A 17210-nucleotide genomic window follows, 5' to 3' on the forward strand; every position below is an offset into this window, starting at 1 on the left:
GCCGGGCTCAGCCGAGCCGGCCCAGCAGCTCCCGGGGCACGATCCGCACCGGGAAGGGCCGCTCGAGCTCGACCGGCTCGTCGCCCGCAGCCTTGGCCACCTGCTGGTAGCGACCTTCCTCGTCGAGCTCGAACACCGTCAGCGCCGGCTCGGCCGGTTCGATCACCCAGTAGCTGTGAGTCCCGAGTCGTTCGTAGACCGCCTTCTTGGTGTTGAGATCGTGGATCGCCGTGCTCGGCGACAGCACCTCGACCGCCAGCGCCGGTGCTGCCGGGAGGTCCTTGTCGGTGAAGTCTTCGTCCCGGCCGACCAGGACGTCCGGCTGTAGCTCGATTTTGTCACCGGAGTGCACCGCGAACGGCGCGCCGATCACCTCGAAATCGGGCGGGCACGATGCTTCGAGCACACCGTAGAGCCGGTAAGCGATCTTCTGGTGTCTTCGACCGGGCGCGGGGCTCATGATGAGCACCCCGTCGATGAGTTCGTAGCGTCGGCCATCGTCCGGCATTCCCTCGAGGTCGTGCACCGTCAGGGGGCCCGACCCGGCGGGAAGCTCGATGTCTGCCATGACTGTCATGGTGCTCTCCTTTCGCTCTTCGCACCAGAGCAAAGCAGAGAGCACCGACAGAAACCGCATCGAACGCGAGTTCGGCGCCCATATTCACACCACTGCGTGAATATGGGCGCCGTTGTCACATCAACGGAACAGTTACTTCTTCTTTCCGGAGTCCTCAGTGGACAGTGCGGCGACGAAAGCCTCTTGCGGAACCTCGACCCGGCCGACGGTCTTCATCCGCTTCTTGCCTTCCTTCTGCTTCTCCAGCAGCTTCCGCTTCCGCGAGATGTCACCGCCGTAGCACTTGGCCAGCACGTCCTTGCGGATCGCGCGGATCGTCTCGCGGGCGATGATCCGGGACCCGACCGCCGCCTGGATCGGGACCTCGAACTGCTGGCGCGGGATCAGTTCGCGCAGCCGCGTCGCCATCCGGTTGCCGTAGCCGTAGGCCGCGTCCTTGTGCACGATCGCCGAGAACGCGTCCACGGTTTCGCCCTGCAGCAGGATGTCCACCTTGACCAGGTCCGAAATCTGCTCGCCGGCCTCTTCGTAATCGAGAGACGCGTAGCCGCGCGTACGCGACTTCAGCGTGTCGAAGAAGTCGAAGATGATTTCCGCCAGCGGAATGTTGTAGCGCAGCTCGACGCGGTCCTCGGACAGGTAGTCCATGCCGAGCAGGCTGCCGCGCTTCGTCTGGCACAGTTCCATGATCGTGCCGACGAACTCCGACGGCGCGAGGATGCTGACCTTCGACACCGGCTCGTGCACTTCGGCGATCTTCAGCCCGGACGGCCAGTCCGACGGGTTGGTCACGACCACCTCGCTGCGGTCCTCCAGCACCACGCGGTAGATCACGTTCGGCGCCGTCGAGATCAGGTCGAGGCCGAACTCGCGCTCGAGCCTGTCGCGGGTGATCTCCAGGTGCAGCAGGCCGAGGAAGCCGCAGCGGAAGCCGAAGCCCAGCGCCACCGACGTCTCCGGCTCGTAGTCCAGGGCGGCGTCGTTGAGCTGGAGCTTGTCCAGCGCCTCGCGCAGCTCGGGGTAGTCCGAACCGTCCACCGGGTACAGGCCGGAGTAGACCATCGGCTTCGGCTCGCGGTAGCCCGCCAGCGCCTCCTTGGCGCCGTGACGCTCCGACGTCACGGTGTCGCCGACCTTCGACTGGCGGACGTCCTTCACGCCGGTGATCAGGTAGCCGACCTCGCCGACGCCGAGGCCCTTGCTGGGCTTGGGCTCGGGCGAGATGATCCCGACCTCCAGCAGCTCGTGCGTGGCGCCGGTCGACATCATCTTGATCTTTTCGCGCGGCGTGATCTTGCCGTCGACGACGCGGATGTAGGTGACGACGCCGCGATAGGTGTCGTACACCGAGTCGAAGATCATCGCGCGGGCGGGCGCGTCGGCGTCGCCCTGCGGCGCCGGGACCTGCTTGACGACCTCGTCGAGCAGCTCGCCGACGCCCATGCCCGTCTTGGCCGAGACGCGCAGCACGTCCTCGGGCTCGCAGCCGATGATGTGGGCGAGCTCACCCGCGTACTTGTCGGGGTCGGCCGAGGGCAGGTCGATCTTGTTCAGGACCGGGATGATCTGGAGGTTGTTCTCCAGCGCCAGGTACAGGTTGGCCAGGGTCTGGGCCTCGATCCCCTGCGCGGCGTCGACCAGCAGGATCGCGCCTTCGCACGCCTCCAGGGCCCGGGAGACCTCGTAGGTGAAGTCCACGTGGCCGGGGGTGTCGATCATGTGCAGGACGTGGTTCTGCCCGTCGAGCTTCCAGGGCAGCCGGACGTTCTGCGCCTTGATCGTGATGCCGCGCTCGCGCTCGATGTCCATCCGGTCGAGGTACTGGGCCCGCATGGCGCGCTCTTCGACGACGCCGGTGAGCTGCAGCATGCGGTCGGCCAGGGTCGACTTGCCGTGGTCGATGTGCGCGATGATGCAGAAGTTCCGGATGAGCTCCGGCGGCGTGAAGGTGGTGTCGGCGAACTTGCTGGACGCTGTCACTCGAATGAGTCCTCGGAAAGTCGGGGATGGCCACCTCTATGTTCCCATGGCCCTCCGGGTGCGGGTGGGGGTCATCCCCGATGCGGGGTTCCGCGATCCGTGGTGCCCTCGAAGTATGAGCGATATGCACCAGCCGGCACCTCCTCCCCAGCCGGAGACCAGCGGGTTCGCCCGTGTTCTCGACCGTGCGTTCGGTCACCCCTCCGGCCCCCTCGGCCGCCTCGGCGGCTGGGTCATGGCCCGCGGCAACGCCGCCACCGAACACCGCGTCGTCGACCTCGCGAAGATCGAGCCGGACGAGACCGTCCTGGTCGTCGGGCCCGGTCCCGGCGTCGGCCTCGAGGCGGCCGCGCGCCTGGCCGGGCGCGCCATCGGCGTCGACCCCTCCCCCGAGATGCTCACGCTGTGCCACGAACGCTGCGGCGACCGGGCCGAGCTGCGCGAGGGGTCGGCGGCGCACACCGGCGAGCCCGACGGGTCCGTCGACGTCGTCCTGAGCGTGAACAACGTCATGCTGTGGGAAGACCGCGCGGCCGGGTTCGCCGAGCTGTGCCGGGTGCTGCGCCCGGGAGGACGGCTGCTGCTGTCCGCGCACGAGAAGTGGCTGCCGGTGAGCAGGCACGTCCTGGCCGACGAAGCCGCCGCCGCGGGCTTCGCCGACCTGCAGACCTGGACCTGGGAGCCGCCGGGGTTCGCCGCGCTCGCCGCGCAGCTGCGCGCGGTCAAGCCCGCCTAGCGGGTGTCCGTGCGGATCGGGTGCCCCTCGGGCACCTCGACCAGCACGATGCGCGTGCCGTCCGGATCGGCGATCCAGGCCTCGTCGAGGCCCCACGGCTCGCGCTGCGCGTCACGCACCGGCTCCAGGCCCTTCGCCTTGAGCTCGGCCAGGGTGCCGACGAGGTCGCGGACCTGCAGCCAGAGCACCAGATCGGGCGACGAGCCTGCCTCGCCCGCGCCGGAGACCTCCAGGGAGCCGTGGCCGAGGAAGAACACGGTGCCGCCGGGGAACTCCCGCTCCACGGCCAGGCCGAGGGTGTCGCGGTAGAACGCCGTGGACGCGGCGGCGTCCCGCGGGCGGATCAGCAGCCGGCTCTTCAGGATCTCCATCCGACCATCCCTACCGGACGGGCTCAGGCGGCCGCAATCGCGGCGATGCCGGACAGCACGATCACCGACCCGGCGAGCCGCCGGACGGCGTTCTGCTCGCCCAGGACCAGCCACGCGGCGAGGCCGCCGAGCACGATGCTCAGCTCCCGGGCGGGCGCGACCAGGCTGACCGGCGCCATGGTGAGGGCGAACAGCACGAGGATGTAGGCGATCGGCGAGAGCACCGCGACGAGGAAGACCTCGCGGCGCTGCTCGCGCCAGATCCGCCTCACCTCGGCGCGGTCGGCCAGGGCGCCGGGCACGAGCAGCACGCTCTGCAGGACCGAGCCGAGACCGAAGTAGACGACCGGAGGCACGCCGAGGCCGGTGACCGAGTGCGCGTCCCAGAGCGTGTAGCCGGCGATGACGGCCCCGGTCAGCAGGCCGTAGAGGATCCCCGCTTTCACCGCCCGCGGGTCCTCGGCCGTGCGGCCGGTGCTGATCACCAGCACCCCCATGACGACGAGGAACGCCCCGACCAGGCCGAGCGGGCCGGGCCGTTCGCCGAGCACCAGGACGGCGGCGAGCACCGACAGCAGCGGCCCGGTGCCGCGCGCGACGGGGTAGACGACGGAGAGGTCGCCGACGCGGTATCCCCGCTGCAGCACGACGCCGTAGGCGATGTGCAGCAGCGAGGTCCCCACGGCGGCCAGTAGCCAGCTCCATTGTGGACGGTCGTTTTCAGCGATCAGCAGCACGATCGTGACCGGCAGCAGCAGGACGGCGCCGACGGTGTAGTAGAGCCAGACGAACTGGGTGCCACCGGAGGAAACCCGCTTGGCCGCGAGGTTCCAGGCGGCGTGCACCACGGCGGCGACGAGGACGAGGGACAAGGCGGTGGCGTTCACGGGACCCCTTCGGTTTTCGCGCGCGCGAAAACACCGGTCCTCCAGGCTTTTGCCCCGTCAGATGAACGACCGGCCGTCCGGGCCCGCCGATGGTGCCGCTCGGACCAGCCCCGCCGGCCCTGGTTGTGGGCTGCTGGAACGGGCCGGCGACGGAACCCTAGGCACTACCGCTGCCCACCGTACTCCCGCCGCGGGACCGGCTGTTAGAGTGGACGCTCGCTGCCCGTGCGGCATTCCGTCATGGAGGAAACCCGGGATTTTCCGGGGCCACTTCAGCGCGGCGGCGATCTCACCGAGTGAAACAGGAGTTGCCCTATGGCCAACATCAAGTCGCAGATCAAGCGCATCACGACGAACGAGAAGGCGCGTCAGCGCAACCAGGCGATCCGGTCCTCGGTGAAGACCGCGATCCGCAAGGTCCGCGAAGCCGCCGAGGCCGGCGACAAGGCCAAGGCCGTCGAGCTGCAGCGCGACGCCGCCCAGAAGCTGGACAAGGCCGTCTCGAAGGGCGTCATCCACGCCAACCAGGCCGCCAACAAGAAGTCGGCGCTGGCGAAGCGCGTCAACGCGCTCTGAGCTGCTTGATTTCTGGAAAAGCCCCGGCTTCGGCCGGGGCTTTTCTCGTGTCCGGGGCACGCGGCCGAGCGCGCCGCGGGTTGCTCGGCGGTGATTTCACCGAGCCGGGAGCGTCCGTGAAGGTCGGCGACCACCAGGCGCGCGGCGGCGGAGGTCGGCGAGTGCACAGGGCGCGCGCGACCACCCGCCGGCGAGCCGCTCCCTGTGCATTCCCCGGCCACCTGCCCGCGCGGACCGGCACCCCGGCGTGATGCCTTTCGAGACCGGCAGCGGTCAGCGGTCGCCCTTGGCCGCGGCCACCTCGAGGACCGCTCGCTCCAGCGCGTAGCCCGGGTCCGCCGCCACGCCCTTGACCTCGGCGTTCAGCCGCGCGACCACGCGCATCGCCGTCGCGAGGCCGTCGGGGTTCCAGCCGCGGGACTGGCCCTGCGCCTTGCGGATCTTCCACGGCGGCATGCCCAGCTCGCCCGCCAGCTGGTTCGGGTTGCCCCGGCCCGCGCCGGAGACCCGGGCGATCGTGCGGACCGCGTCGGCCAGCGCGTCGGCCACCAGCACGTGCGGGACACCCAGCTGCATCGCCCACCGCAGCGACTCCAGGGCCGCCGCGCGGTCGCCGCCCACCGCCTTCTCCGCGACCGCGAAACCGGTCACGTCGGCGCGGCCGCGGTGGTAGCGGCGGACCGCGTCGGCGTCGACGGCGCCGTCCGTGTCGGCGACCAGCTGTGTCGCCGCCGAAGAGAGTTCCCGCAGGTCGGAGCCCACGGCGTCGAGGAGGGCGGCGACCCCCGCCGGGTCGATCTTGCCGCCCACCCGGCGCACCTCGTGGCGCACGAACTGCTCCCGCTCGGCCGGCTTGGTCAGCTTCGGGCACTCGGTGACCTCGGCGCCGGCCTTCTTCAGCGCCGCCGGGAGCGTCTTGCCCGCCTTGCTGCGGCCGCCGCCGGTGTGCACGACGACGAGCACGACGCCGTCCGCCGGGTCCTTCAGGTAGGCCGCGACGGCGTCGGCCAGCTCCTGCGAGATGTCCTGCGCCGACTCGAGGACGATCACCCGGCCTTCGCTGAACAGCGACGGGCTGACCAGTTCGGCCAGCTCGGGAGCTGTGAGATCGGACACCCGGACCCGCGTCAGCTCCGCGGTCGGGTCCGTCGCGCGGGCGGCGGCGAGCGTCTCGCGGACGGCCCGCTCGATCAGCAGTTCTTCCTCCCCGAGCACCAGCTGCAGCGGGGCCGGGGCGGTGGCTTGCGCGGTCACCCCGGAATCCTCTCACTTGCGCTCTCGTGCGCCCGCTCCGGTGATGTCGAGCGGCCACCGTGGCACGGGCCGAGCGCGATGTCGTACGGTGTAGCCGAGGCAGCCCGCCCCGGACGATCCGGCGTGCGCGGCACCGACAACCGAATACCGCTCATCCAGAGGGGCAGAGGGAACGGCCCGACGAAGCCCCGGCAACCGGCGTACAGCCCGTCATCCCGCGATCGCGGGGTAGCTGACGACCACGGTGCCAATTCCGGCCCGCTTCGGCGGGGCAGATGAGGAAAGGAACCTCGCGATGACCGCAACCCTCGGCACGACCTCCACCACCAAGACCCCGGATCTCGGTCCCGCCGTCGAACTGGTGTCGAAGGAAGAGGGTCACCGGCAGCCGCTCGCTCCGGAATTCGTCTCCGCCGAAGACTTCTCGCCGCTCGAGGTCGCCTACGACTTCGGCCGCGTCCGCCGCGAAGACATCGAGGCCGGCCCCAAGAACATCTGGCGCTACAAGAAGCTCCTTCCCGTTCCGTCCAACGTCGAAGAGATCCCGAACACCGAGCCGGGCGCGACGCGGCTGGTCCGCGCCGACCGCCTCGCCAAGGAACTCGGCCTCAAGCGCGTGTGGGTCAAGGACGACACCGGCAACCCGACGCACTCGTTCAAGGACCGCGTCGTCGCCGTCGCGCTGGCCGCGGCCCGCGAGTTCGGGTTCGAGGTGCTCGCGTGTCCGTCGACCGGCAACCTGGCCAACGCGACGGCCGCCGCAGCGGCCCGCGCCGGCTGGCGGTCGGTCGTGCTGATCCCCAAGACCCTCGAGCGCGCCAAGATCCTCACCACCGCGGTGTACGACGGCGACCTCCTCGCCATCGACGGCAACTACGACGACGTCAACCGCCTCGCCACCGAGCTCGCCGGCGAACACCCGAAGTGGGCGTTCGTCAACGTGAACGTCCGGCCGTACTACTCGGAGGGCTCGAAGACGCTGGCCTTCGAGGTCGCCGAGCAGCTCGGCTGGCGCATCCCGCCGCAGATCGTCGTCCCGATCGCCTCCGGTTCGCAGCTGACCAAGGTGGACAAGGGTTTCCGCGAGCTGGGCCAGCTCGGCCTGGTGGACGCCAGCCCTTACAAGGTGTTCGGCGCGCAGGCCACGGGTTGCTCGCCGGTGTCGGCGGCGTTCCGCGAAGGCCACGACGTGGTCCAGCCGGTGAAGCCGGACACGATCGCCCGCTCCCTGGCGATCGGCAACCCGGCCGACGGCCCGTACGTGCTCGACATCGTCAACCGCACCGGCGGCGCGATCGAGGACGTCTCCGACGAAGAGGTCGTCGAGGGCATCCGCCTGCTGGCCCGCACCGAAGGCATCTTCACCGAGACAGCGGGCGGGGTGACCGTCGCCACGGCGAAGAAGCTGGTCGAGACGGGCAAGCTCGACCCGGACGCCGAGACGGTGCTCCTCATCACCGGCGACGGCCTCAAGACCCTCGACGCGATCGAGAACCACGTGGGGCCCAAGGCAACCCTGCCGCCCTCGGCCGCGGCCGTGAACGAGGCTCTGGGCTACTGAGCTCCGGCCCGGGGCGGGTTCGGCCCGCCCCGGGCGCTCAGCCGGGGCTCGGCGGTCTGGTGGCCGGGAGGTTTCGGCCCGGAGATCGCCGCGCCGCCTCGGGCGGGACTTCGCTCGCCGCAACGGGGGCCGTCGCCAGCGAACGCTCAGCGGCGGAAGAATGCCGCCCAGCCAGGAAGAACGCCGCACCTCCTCCGGGTCGGGAGTTCGCCCCTCGCGGCAAGCCATCACCGCCAACGCCCAGCCGCCACAAGAACGCCACCCGACCACGGAGACGCCGCCTCCCGGACGGAACCCCGCCCTTCGGGGCGGGGCGTCACCGGTGAGGTGGGCCGCGGGGCTCGCCGCGGCGGGATATTGCTGTTCCGGTCAGCACTGCGGTGTCGCCGTCCAGGTCGGTGCGGGTGACTCGGGCGCCGAGGGCCGTCAAGGTGTCTATTGTGGATTTGCTGGGGTGTCCGTAGGGGTTTCCCGCGCCCACGCTGACCAAGGCCACCCGTGGGGCCACCGCCGCGAGGAACGACGGCAGCGAGTAGCGGCTTCCGTGATGCGGGACCTTCAACACCTCCGCCTTCAGATCTCCGATGTCGGCCAGCAGGTCCGCCTGCGCGGCCAGTTCGACGTCGCCGGTCAGCAGGATGCGGCCCGCTGTGGTCTCCGCTCGCAGCACCACCGAGCTGTTGTTGATCGTCGTGCCGTCCGGTCGTTCGGGCGCGCGGGCCGGTACGTAACGCGGGCCCAGGACGTCGAGCGCCAAGCCTGGCCAGGCCAGCCGTTCGCCCGGGTTCAGCTCCACCAGCGGCACCGCCCGCCGGGTGGCCTCGGCGGCCACCTGGCGCCATGCCCACCCCGGCGAGCGGCCCGGGCCGACGGCGATCGCGCCGACCGTGCGGCCGTCGAAGACCGAGGTGAGGCCGCCGATGTGGTCGGCGTGCAGGTGGCTCAGCACCAGCAGCGGAATCCGGTCGACCGCCAGCCGGTGCAGGCATTCGTCGACCGGCCCCGGCTCGGGGCCGGCGTCCACGACGACCGCGCGTCCCGGCTCGGCGGTCGCCAGCACGACCGCGTCGCCCTGGCCGACGTCGCATTCGACCATCGCCCAGTTCCGCGGCGGCCACGCCGGGGCCAGCACCCGGACCGGCACGAACACCAGTAGCGCGCCGGCGACGAGCACCGCCATCAGCACCCGCACCCGGCGGTGCCGGACCGCGAGCACCAGCACCACGAGGACGGCGGCGGCCAGGAGACCGCCCATCCAGCCGCCGGGCCAGGCGATGACCGCGCCCGGGGCTCGCGCGCCGTGCCGGGCGACGGTGATCAGCCACCGGGCCTCCGGGTCGGCCAGGTGGACCAGGACCTTCCCGGCCCCCGGCCACCACGGGCCGGTGACCGTCGCCAGCACGCCGAGCACCGTCGCCGGGGCCACCACGGGCGCGGCGAGGACGTTGGTCAGCACCGAAACCAGGCTCACCGAGCCCGCCATGCCGGCCAGCACCGGCGCCGTCACGAGGAACGCCGCCAGCGGGATCGCCAGCCCTTCCGCGAAGCCCGGCGGGATCCCCCGCCGGACGAGGGCGTCGGCCCAGCGGGGCGCGAGCAGGACCAGCCCGCCGGTGGCGCACACCGACAGCGCGAAGCCGAAGTCCGTGGCCATCGCCGGATCCGCCACCACCAGCACGCACACCGCGAAGGCCAGCGCGGGCAGCGCCGAACCACGGCGGCCCAGCGCCAGGGCGAGGAGCGCCACGGCCGCCATGACGCCCGCGCGCAGCACGCTCGGCTCCGGACCGACCAGGACGAGGAACCCGGCCAGGCAGGTCCCGGCCGCCGCGGCCGACAGGCGCGGCCCGAGCCGGAGCAGCCGCAACAGGAGCAGGACGGCCCCGCAGACCACCGCCAGGTTGCCGCCGCTGACCGCGGTCAGGTGCGCGAGGCCCGCGGCGACGAACTCCTGCTCGACGCGCGGGGACAACGCGCTCGTGTCGCCCAGCACCAGCCCCGGGAGCAGGCCCGCAGGTTCGTCCGGCAGGACCTGGCACAGGTCGTGGAGACCGGCGCGCAGCCCGGCCGCGGCCCGTTGCCACCACGGTGAGGGGCCCGGTTCCGCCGGCGGGCCGCGCACCGACAGCACCGCCACGGTCAGGTCCGCGCCGCGGGGCGGCATCAGCAGGCCCGTCCCGGTGACCTCCTGGCCGGGCAGCAGGGACGTCCACTGGTCGACCGGGGCCAGCAGCAGGACGCGGCCGGATGACTGAACCGGCCGTCCGTCGACCGATGCCGTGCGGACGTCGGCCGCGAGGACGACCGAGCGCGCGCCCGCTTGCCGGTCGGCGTATCCCGCGCTGCGCACGGGTTTCGGGCGTTCGGCGATGGTGACCCGCAAAGCCCCCGGCAGCCCTTCTGCCGCTGCGATGCGGAGCTCGTCACGCTGGGCGTCGCGGATGCGCCAGGAGATCGGGCCTGCCGCCAGGAGGCCCAGGACCAGCAGGGCCGCCGCCGCGTCGCGTGCCCGGGGATGGCCGCGCGCTCGCCACAGCACGAGCACGGCGACGACCGCCGAAGCGAGGCCGGTGGCGACGGCCGTCCACCAGCCGGCCAGAAGACCGGCCAACGCCGCCAGCCAGCAGACCACTGCCGCCGGGACGAGCCGCATGTCCTGCCGGGTGTCGGCCACGGGGGCGGTGCTCATGCCGCCGCCACCTCCCCCGCCCGACCGAACCCGGCCGCATCACCGGCGCCGACCGCAGCCCGCGGCGTGTCCGCCGTCCGGACGCGCCCTCCCGCCAGGAGCGGGCTCGCCTTCCCCCACTCCGCCGTGGGCCGGACATCAGGTCCGAGGACGGCGATCATCCGACCGTCACCTGCTCCCTCAGTTTCCGGAACCGGCTTTCGCCGATGCCGTCGACGTCCCGCAGCTGCTCCACCTTCGTGAAGCCGCCGTGATCCGTGCGCCACTGGACGATGCGCTTGGCCATCACCTCGCCGACGCCCGGCAGCGTGTCCAGCTGATCTGCCGTCGCCGTGTTCAGGTCGACCTTGGCGCCGGCCGCCGAAGCTCCGGGGTCCGATGGTGCAGCCGGCGCCGGGACACCGACCGCCAGCTGCTCGCCGTCCGCCACCTTGCGGGCCAGGTTCAGTGCGCCCACGTCCACGCCCGGCTCCGGACCACCCGCCGCGCGCAGGACGTCCGCCACGCGGGCACCCTGGGGCACCGTGACCAAGCCCGGTGACCGGACCCGGCCGATCACGCTGATCACCAGCCCCGGTGGCGGCGCCGCGCGCGCCTCCACCACCGGTTTCGCGGTGGGCAGCGCGGGCGGTGGCTCGGGTGGCGGGCCGCCGCCGGCCAGCGCGACCGCACCAAGGATGACGGCCACGACCGCGGCGAGGACACCGGCCACTGCCCACCGGCGGCGGCCGGTACCGGCCGTTCCACCCGGCAGCCAGCGCCGGACCAGCCGGCCTCCCGGGCCGACCGTGCTCGCATCGGGCGAGAGCTGGTCGGCCAGCCAGGAGAGCCGGTCGTTGACGGAAGAGCCCGGATCCCGGGCGGACTGCTCGAACACACGATCGACGTTAGGGGGCGCGGGGCGGGGTCCGACAGGGGTGGCGTTGCGTCCTGTGGACAACCGGGGTGTTGTGGATGGATTGCCGGTGCCGAGCCCGGAACCGGGTGGTTCAGTCGTGCCTGGGTGCCAACCGCGGGACCGTCCGCTGGACGACGACCCCCAGCACCCCGGGACCCGTGTGCGCCCCGATCACCGCCCCCAGCTCGGAAACCACGCAGCCCGCCGAGCGCGGCACGGCCTCTTCGAGCCGGTTCGCCAGCTCCACCGCCCGTTCCGGCGAGGCGAGGTGGTGGACGGCGAGCTCGACGTCGTCGTCGGCCGCCGCCTGGGCCGCGAGTTCGACCAGGCGCGCGATCGCCCGGTTCATCGTGCGGACCTTCTCCAGCGGCAGGATCCGGCCGTCGGACATGTGCAGCACCGGCTTCACCGCCAGTGCCGTGCCCAGCAGCGCCGCCGCCGGGCCGATCCGGCCGCCGCGGCGCAGGTGGTCCAGGGTTTCCACGACGAACAACGTCGACGAACAGCCGGCCGCCGTCACCGCGGCGGCCTCGACCTCCGCCGCCGAAGCACCGGCCGAAGCGGCCGAAGCGGCGTGCAGGGCGGCGAACCCGAGCCCCATCGCGGTCGTCCGCGAGTCGACGACGCGGACCCGGTCCGGCCCGACCTCCTGCGCCGCCAGCACCGCCGCTTCCCAGGTGCCCGACAGTTCGCGCGACAGGTGCACCGACACGATCGCGTCCGCGCCATCGGCGAACGCCGCCTGGTACTCCTTCGCGAATTCGGCAGGAGTCGGCCGTGACGTCGTGACGATCTTCCGCTGCCTCATCGCCTCCGCGACCGCCGCCGGTCCGGTCTCGACGCCGTCGAGGGAAACCACGCCGTCGACCAGCACGTGCAGGGGCACCACCCGGACCGAGTGCCGTTCGGCGAAGCCCTCCGGCAGGTGGGCGGTGGAATCCGTGACTACGGCGACCGACACGCCGTCAGCCTACGTGGCCGGGGGCCAGCTCCGGCGCCATCAACACGGACATCGCCTCGCCCACCGCGGCGTGTCCCGGCCAGCCCCAGTGCATGCCGTCCGGGTTGCCCGCGCCGCTCAGCACGTGCTCCCCCACGACGGCTTCGAGGTCCAGCAACGGAACTCCCGCTCGCGAGCTCCACGCCGCCATCGCCGCCGCCGCGGCCGGGCGCGCGGTGTGCACGCCGCCGTAGGCCGCGGCGCGGTGAACCGACGGCAGCCAGCCGAAGATCGGCAGCTCGGGCCGCAGGACGCGCAGCGCGCCCACGGCGGTGTCGAGGTACTGCACGGTGAGCTTGGCCGGCAGCACCGCGGGCCGGCCGCGCAGCGCCACCGCCAGCCGCGGTTGCGCCGCGAGGTAGGCCTTGCGCACGACGCGCCGCAGCGGGTCGGGCCGCAGGTAGCGCAGGCCGGTGCGCAGGTAGGTGGGTAACGGCGAGGGCAGTGTGTCCATGCTGCCGATCGCGAACACGACCGCGTCGACGTGGTGCAGGTCGGCCCAGACCCGCGGATCACCGGTCAGCGACCACCAGGCGTCGCGGGCGTTCCAGCCGATGCCCGCGACCAGATCGGCGGTGCCACCGAGGGCGGCGGCCGCGACATTGGGCCACAGCCGCGGCTCGTCCGCGGCGCAGGGTCCTTCGGGACCGTGAAAGCTCAGCGAATCGCCGAACACGAGCAGGCGCGGCCCCATCGGCTAGCCGTGCATCCCCGCGTTGTAGGCGTGCAGCCGCCACTTCCCGTCGCGACGGCCCAGCTCGACCCAGTGGCAGTTCGAGATCCCGCCGAGGGACGGCCAGGTCGGCACCGGCAGGTTCAGCAGCCGCGCGGTCAGCGCGATGATCAGCCCGCCGTGCGCGGCCAGCAGCACGGTGTCGCCCGCCGCGGAGTTGGCCTGCTGCAGGTCGGTGACGACTTCGCCCGCGCGGTCGGCGACGTCGACGCGGCTCTCGCCGCCCGGCGGGGCCCAGGTCGCGTCGGTGCGCCAGCGGTCGCGTTCACCGGGGTAGGCCTGGTCGACCTCCTCGCCGGTGAGCCCCTGCCATTCGCCCAGGTGCGTCTCGCGCAGCCGCTTGTCGATGCGCAGCGGGACGCCGATGGCGTCGGTGAGCACGGTGGCGGTGTCGGTGGCCCGGCGCAGGTCGGAGGCGATGACGAGGTCCGGGGAGAAGCGGGCCAGTGCGGGCACCGCGAACCGGGCCTGGTTCCAGCCGCGGGGGGTCAGCGCCGAGTCGAGGTGACCCTGCATCCGCCCGGCGGCGTTGTAGTCCGTCTCGCCGTGACGCCAGAGCACCAGCCGCCGCGGGCTCACGAGAGGTCCGGGTCCTCGTCGGCGGGTGGCTCCTCGAGACCTTCCACCTCGATGCGCGGGCAGTCCTTCCAGAGCCGCTCGAGGCCGTAGAAGGTGCGCTCTTCGACGTGCTGGACGTGCACGACGACGTCGACGTAGTCGAGCAGCACCCAGCGCCCTTCGCGGGCGCCTTCGCGGCGGACCGGCTTGTGGCCGCTCTCCCGCAGTTTTTCCTCGACGTTGTCGACGATCGCGCCGACGAGGCGCTCGTTGGACGCGGAGGCGATGACGAAGGCGTCGGTGATGACGAGCTGTTCGGACACGTCCAGCACGACGACGTCGCTGGCCTTCTTGTCCGCCGCCGCGTGGGCGGCCGCTACGGCCAGCTCTCGAGCCTCGGACGTGGCTGCCACAGTGCTCCTTTTCGGATCGGGTTCGCCCGAGAAGGGTACCCGCAGGCACCGACAGTGGTTCAGTCGCTCTTCCGGTACAGGTCGTTCTTGGCGATGTAGCGGACGACGCCGTCGGGGACGAGGTACCAGACCGGCTCCCCGCGTTCGACCCGATCGCGGCAGCCGGTGGACGAAATGGCCATCGCGGTGACCTCGACGAGGCTCACCTTGCCGCTGGGCAGGTGGTGGGAGTTGAGCCGGTAACCGGGCCGCGTGACGCCGATGAAGTGCGCGAAGTCGAACAGCTCGTCGGCCTTGTGCCAGGTCAGGATCTGTTCGAGGGCGTCGGCGCCGGTGATGAAGAAGAGCTCGTCGTCGGGGTATTGGGCGTGCAGGTCGCGCAGGGTGTCGACGGTGTAGGTCGGGCCGCCGCGGTCGATGTCCACGCGGCTGACCGAGAAGACCGGGTTGGACGCGGTCGCGATCACCGTCATCAGGTAGCGGTCCTCGGCCTTGGTCACCTCGCGGGCGGTCTTCTGCCACGGCTGCCCGGTGGGGACGAAGATCACCTCGTCGAGCTCGAACCGGGACTGGACCTCGCTGGCCGCGACGAGGTGGCCGTGGTGCACGGGGTCGAAGGTGCCGCCCATGACCCCGATCCGCCGTGGTGACATGACCGCAGAGCCTATAAGGCGCGGCGCCGGGAAGCCCGGTGCTCTTCGCCACCTCGCCCGACCGGGCCGCAGACTGTGATTTGGATCACAATACGGCCCGTATGCGTCGCGAACGCTCCGTTCGCGACGCCGCCGATTCCCGATCTGTCGGTGGGATGGGGTAGACGTGGGACGTGGACACGACCAGCACCACCTCAGCACTCCGCGACCGCGCCGAGACCCTCCTCCGGGCACTGGCCGGCGACTCGGCGAAGCTGCGCGAAGACCAATGGACCGCCATCGAGGCCTTGGTCGCGCAGCGGCGCCGCGCGCTGGTCGTGCAGCGCACCGGGTGGGGCAAGTCGGCGGTGTACTTCCTGGCCACGGCGTTGCTGCGGGAGCAGGGCAGCGGGCCGACGGTCATCGTCTCGCCCCTGCTGGCGCTGATGCGCAACCAGATCTCCGCGGCGGCGCGCGCCGGGATCCACGCGGCGACCATGAACTCCGCGAACGCGCAGGAGTGGGACCAGGTCCAGGCGTCGGTCGCGGCCGGCGAGGTCGACGTCCTGCTGGTCAGCCCCGAACGGCTGAACAACCCCGACTTCCGCGACAACGTGCTGCCGAAGCTGACCGCGAGCACCGGGCTGCTGGTGGTCGACGAGGCGCACTGCATTTCGGACTGGGGCCACGACTTCCGGCCGGACTACCGGCGGCTGCGCACCCTGCTGGGTGACCTGCCGGAGGGCGTGCCGGTACTGGCGACGACGGCGACCGCGAACGACCGCGTGGTCACCGACGTCGCCGAGCAGCTGGGCCTCGGCACCGGCGCGGACACGCTGGTGCTGCGCGGCAGCCTCGACCGGGAAAGCCTGCGGCTGTCGGTGTGCCGGCTGCCGACGTCCCAGGCGCGGCTGGCCTGGCTCGCCGAGCACCTGGCCGAGCTGCCGGGTTCCGGGATCATCTACACGCTGACCGTGGCGGCGGCGCACGACGTCGCTTCGCTGCTGAAGGACCGCGGGTACCCGGTGGCGGCCTACACCGGCAAGACCGACCCGGCCGACCGGCAGGCGGCCGAGGACGACCTGCTCGCCAACCGCGTCAAGGCCTTGGTCGCGACGTCCGCGCTGGGCATGGGGTTCGACAAGCCGGACCTCGGGTTCGTCGTGCACCTCGGCGCGCCGTCGTCCCCGATCGCCTACTACCAGCAGGTCGGCCGCGCCGGGCGTGGCGTGGAACGCGCCGAGGTCGTGCTGCTGCCCGGCGAGGAGGACAAGGCGATCTGGGCGTACTTCGGGTCGCTGGCCTTCCCCGACGAGCTGCGGGTGACGCAGGTGCTGAACACCCTCGCGTACGCCGACCGTCCACTGTCGACGGCCGCGCTGGAGCCGTCGGTCGAGCTGTCCCGGTCACGGCTGGAAATGGTGCTCAAGGTGCTGGACGTCGACGGCGCCGTCCGGCGCGTGAAGGGCGGCTGGACGAGCACGGGCGAGGAGTGGCAGTACGACCGCGGGCGGTACCGGCGGGTCGCGGAGGCGCGCGACCGGGAGCAGGAGGCGATGCTCGGCTACCTCGCCACCGGCGGCTGCCGGATGGAGTACCTGCGGCGGCAGCTCGACGACCCCGAGGCGGCGCCGTGCGGGCGGTGTGACAACTGCACCGGGCAGCACTGGGACACGACCGTGGCCGAAGACGTCGCCGAAGCCACCCGCGAGCGGCTCCAGCGGCCTGGTGTCGAGGTCGCGCCGCGGAAGCAGTGGCCCACCGGGATGTCCTCTTTGGACGTTCCGGTCTCCGGCCGGATCTCCGCCGACGACCAGGCCGAGCCGGGCCAGGTGCTCGGGCGGCTCACCGACGTCGGCTGGGGCAACCGGCTGCGGGAGCTCGTCGGCCCCCAGGCGAAGGACGCCGAGGTACCGGACTCCGTGTTCAAGGCGTGCGTGCAGGTGCTCGCCGGCTGGCAGTGGGCGCAACGGCCGGTCGCGGTCGTCGCGGTGCCGTCGTCGACGCGGCCGCAACTGGTGTACAGCCTGGCGACGCGGCTGGCCGAAATCGGCAGGCTCGACTTCCTCGGCGCGCTCGACGCCGAGGGGCCACCGCCGCGTCAGGCGAACAGCGCGCAACGGCTGGCCGACCTGTGGCGGCGGATGAGCATGCCCGCGGATCTCGCGCAGACGCTGCCGGGCGGACCGATCCTGCTGGTGGACGACGTCATCGACACCGGCTGGACGATGACGCTGGCCGCGCGGCTGCTGCGGCGGGCCGGGGCGCCCGCGGTGCTGCCGTTCGCGTTGGCCAGCACGGCCTGAGGGAAGGAGGCAGGCGGTAAACCCTTCGTCATCGGCCGG

The 17210-nt window shown here is 72.1% G+C and carries 16 protein-coding genes and 1 riboswitch; of the genes, 4 read left to right on the forward strand and 12 right to left on the reverse strand.

The features are described 5' to 3' along the window. Positions 1-7 precede the first annotated feature (7 nt). On the reverse strand, positions 8-577 hold the full coding sequence (locus IE317_RS07265) for a Uma2 family endonuclease (protein ID WP_191307896.1): 570 nt from the start codon (positions 575-577) through the stop codon (positions 8-10). A 132-nt stretch (positions 578-709) separates the two neighbouring features. Beyond that, positions 710-2557, reverse strand: coding sequence for a translation elongation factor 4 (gene lepA, locus IE317_RS07270; protein ID WP_191307557.1), 1848 nt, complete (start codon positions 2555-2557; stop codon positions 710-712). A 115-nt stretch (positions 2558-2672) separates the two neighbouring features. Between lepA and IE317_RS07275 the strand changes: the two genes are divergently transcribed. Next, positions 2673-3293 carry a class I SAM-dependent methyltransferase gene (locus IE317_RS07275; RefSeq protein ID WP_191307559.1) on the forward strand — a complete coding sequence of 207 codons (621 nt, stop codon included), beginning with the start codon at positions 2673-2675 and terminating at the stop codon, positions 3291-3293. Here IE317_RS07275 and IE317_RS07280 read toward each other — a convergent pair. Then, complete coding sequence (locus tag IE317_RS07280; protein ID WP_191307560.1) at positions 3290-3664, reverse strand: VOC family protein; 375 nt, start codon at positions 3662-3664, stop codon at positions 3290-3292. The genes IE317_RS07275 and IE317_RS07280 overlap by 4 nt on opposite strands. A gap of 23 nt (positions 3665-3687) precedes the next feature. Then, positions 3688-4551, reverse strand: coding sequence for a DMT family transporter (locus IE317_RS07285; RefSeq protein WP_191307562.1), 864 nt, complete (start codon positions 4549-4551; stop codon positions 3688-3690). A gap of 315 nt (positions 4552-4866) precedes the next feature. Here IE317_RS07285 and rpsT point away from each other — a divergent pair, with 315 nt between their 5' ends. Next, complete coding sequence (gene rpsT, locus IE317_RS07290; RefSeq protein WP_013228460.1) at positions 4867-5127, forward strand: 30S ribosomal protein S20; 261 nt, start codon at positions 4867-4869, stop codon at positions 5125-5127. 273 nt (positions 5128-5400) lie between these two features. Here the strand turns inward: rpsT and holA are convergent, their stop codons facing one another. Next, positions 5401-6381, reverse strand: coding sequence for a DNA polymerase III subunit delta (holA, locus tag IE317_RS07295; RefSeq protein ID WP_191307564.1), 981 nt, complete (start codon positions 6379-6381; stop codon positions 5401-5403). 148 nt (positions 6382-6529) lie between these two features. After that, positions 6530-6663, forward strand: a riboswitch (SAM riboswitch). A 13-nt stretch (positions 6664-6676) separates the two neighbouring features. Here holA and thrC point away from each other — a divergent pair. Beyond that, complete coding sequence (gene thrC / locus IE317_RS07300; RefSeq protein ID WP_091316170.1) at positions 6677-7942, forward strand: threonine synthase; 1266 nt, start codon at positions 6677-6679, stop codon at positions 7940-7942. A 316-nt stretch (positions 7943-8258) separates the two neighbouring features. On the opposite strand, the gene IE317_RS07305 is transcribed toward thrC, so the two are convergent. From IE317_RS07305 to nadD, 7 genes are all read right to left on the reverse strand, one after another. Further along, a complete protein-coding gene (locus IE317_RS07305; RefSeq protein ID WP_191307566.1) occupies positions 8259-10631 on the reverse strand; it encodes a ComEC/Rec2 family competence protein in 2373 nt (790 codons plus the stop codon). A gap of 157 nt (positions 10632-10788) precedes the next feature. Continuing rightward, entirely contained in the window at positions 10789-11508 is a 720-nt protein-coding gene (locus IE317_RS07310; protein WP_191307568.1) for a ComEA family DNA-binding protein, read from the reverse strand. A gap of 112 nt (positions 11509-11620) precedes the next feature. Then, entirely contained in the window at positions 11621-12490 is an 870-nt protein-coding gene (locus IE317_RS07315; protein ID WP_191307570.1) for a DegV family protein, read from the reverse strand. A gap of 4 nt (positions 12491-12494) precedes the next feature. Next, positions 12495-13223, reverse strand: coding sequence for a diglucosylglycerate octanoyltransferase (gene octT / locus IE317_RS07320; RefSeq protein WP_191307572.1), 729 nt, complete (start codon positions 13221-13223; stop codon positions 12495-12497). A 3-nt stretch (positions 13224-13226) separates the two neighbouring features. Further along, positions 13227-13841 (reverse strand): histidine phosphatase family protein, encoded by a 615-nt coding sequence (locus IE317_RS07325; protein ID WP_191307573.1) that lies wholly within the window; start codon positions 13839-13841, stop codon positions 13227-13229. Continuing rightward, a complete protein-coding gene (gene rsfS, locus IE317_RS07330) occupies positions 13838-14233 on the reverse strand; it encodes a ribosome silencing factor (RefSeq protein WP_191307575.1) in 396 nt (131 codons plus the stop codon). Before rsfS ends, IE317_RS07325 begins: the two co-directional genes overlap by 4 nt. 59 nt (positions 14234-14292) lie before the next feature. After that, positions 14293-14862 carry a nicotinate-nucleotide adenylyltransferase gene (gene nadD / locus IE317_RS07335; protein WP_229902549.1) on the reverse strand — a complete coding sequence of 190 codons (570 nt, stop codon included), beginning with the start codon at positions 14860-14862 and terminating at the stop codon, positions 14293-14295. A 197-nt stretch (positions 14863-15059) separates the two neighbouring features. Between nadD and IE317_RS07340 the strand changes: the two genes are divergently transcribed. Continuing rightward, positions 15060-17171, forward strand: a complete 2112-nt coding sequence (locus IE317_RS07340; RefSeq protein ID WP_191307578.1) for a RecQ family ATP-dependent DNA helicase — start codon at positions 15060-15062, stop codon at positions 17169-17171. Positions 17172-17210: the final 39 nt, after the last annotated feature.

Source organism: Amycolatopsis bullii, from assembly GCF_014654205.1.
GTDB classification, from domain to species: domain Bacteria; phylum Actinomycetota; class Actinomycetes; order Mycobacteriales; family Pseudonocardiaceae; genus Amycolatopsis; species Amycolatopsis plumensis.

Coding starts and splice junctions, on each gene's coding strand:
- IE317_RS07305 (WP_191307566.1), bottom strand. CDS start 10,631: ATGAGCACCGCCCCCGTGGCCGACACCCGGCAGGACATGCGGCTCGTC.
- nadD (WP_229902549.1), bottom strand. CDS start 14,862: ATGGGCGGCACCTTCGACCCCGTGCACCACGGCCACCTCGTCGCGGCC.
- rpsT (WP_013228460.1), top strand. CDS start 4,867: ATGGCCAACATCAAGTCGCAGATCAAGCGCATCACGACGAACGAGAAG.
- IE317_RS07265 (WP_191307896.1), bottom strand. CDS start 577: ATGACAGTCATGGCAGACATCGAGCTTCCCGCCGGGTCGGGCCCCCTG.
- thrC (WP_091316170.1), top strand. CDS start 6,677: ATGACCGCAACCCTCGGCACGACCTCCACCACCAAGACCCCGGATCTC.
- IE317_RS07280 (WP_191307560.1), bottom strand. CDS start 3,664: ATGGAGATCCTGAAGAGCCGGCTGCTGATCCGCCCGCGGGACGCCGCC.
- octT (WP_191307572.1), bottom strand. CDS start 13,223: ATGGGGCCGCGCCTGCTCGTGTTCGGCGATTCGCTGAGCTTTCACGGT.
- IE317_RS07275 (WP_191307559.1), top strand. CDS start 2,673: ATGAGCGATATGCACCAGCCGGCACCTCCTCCCCAGCCGGAGACCAGC.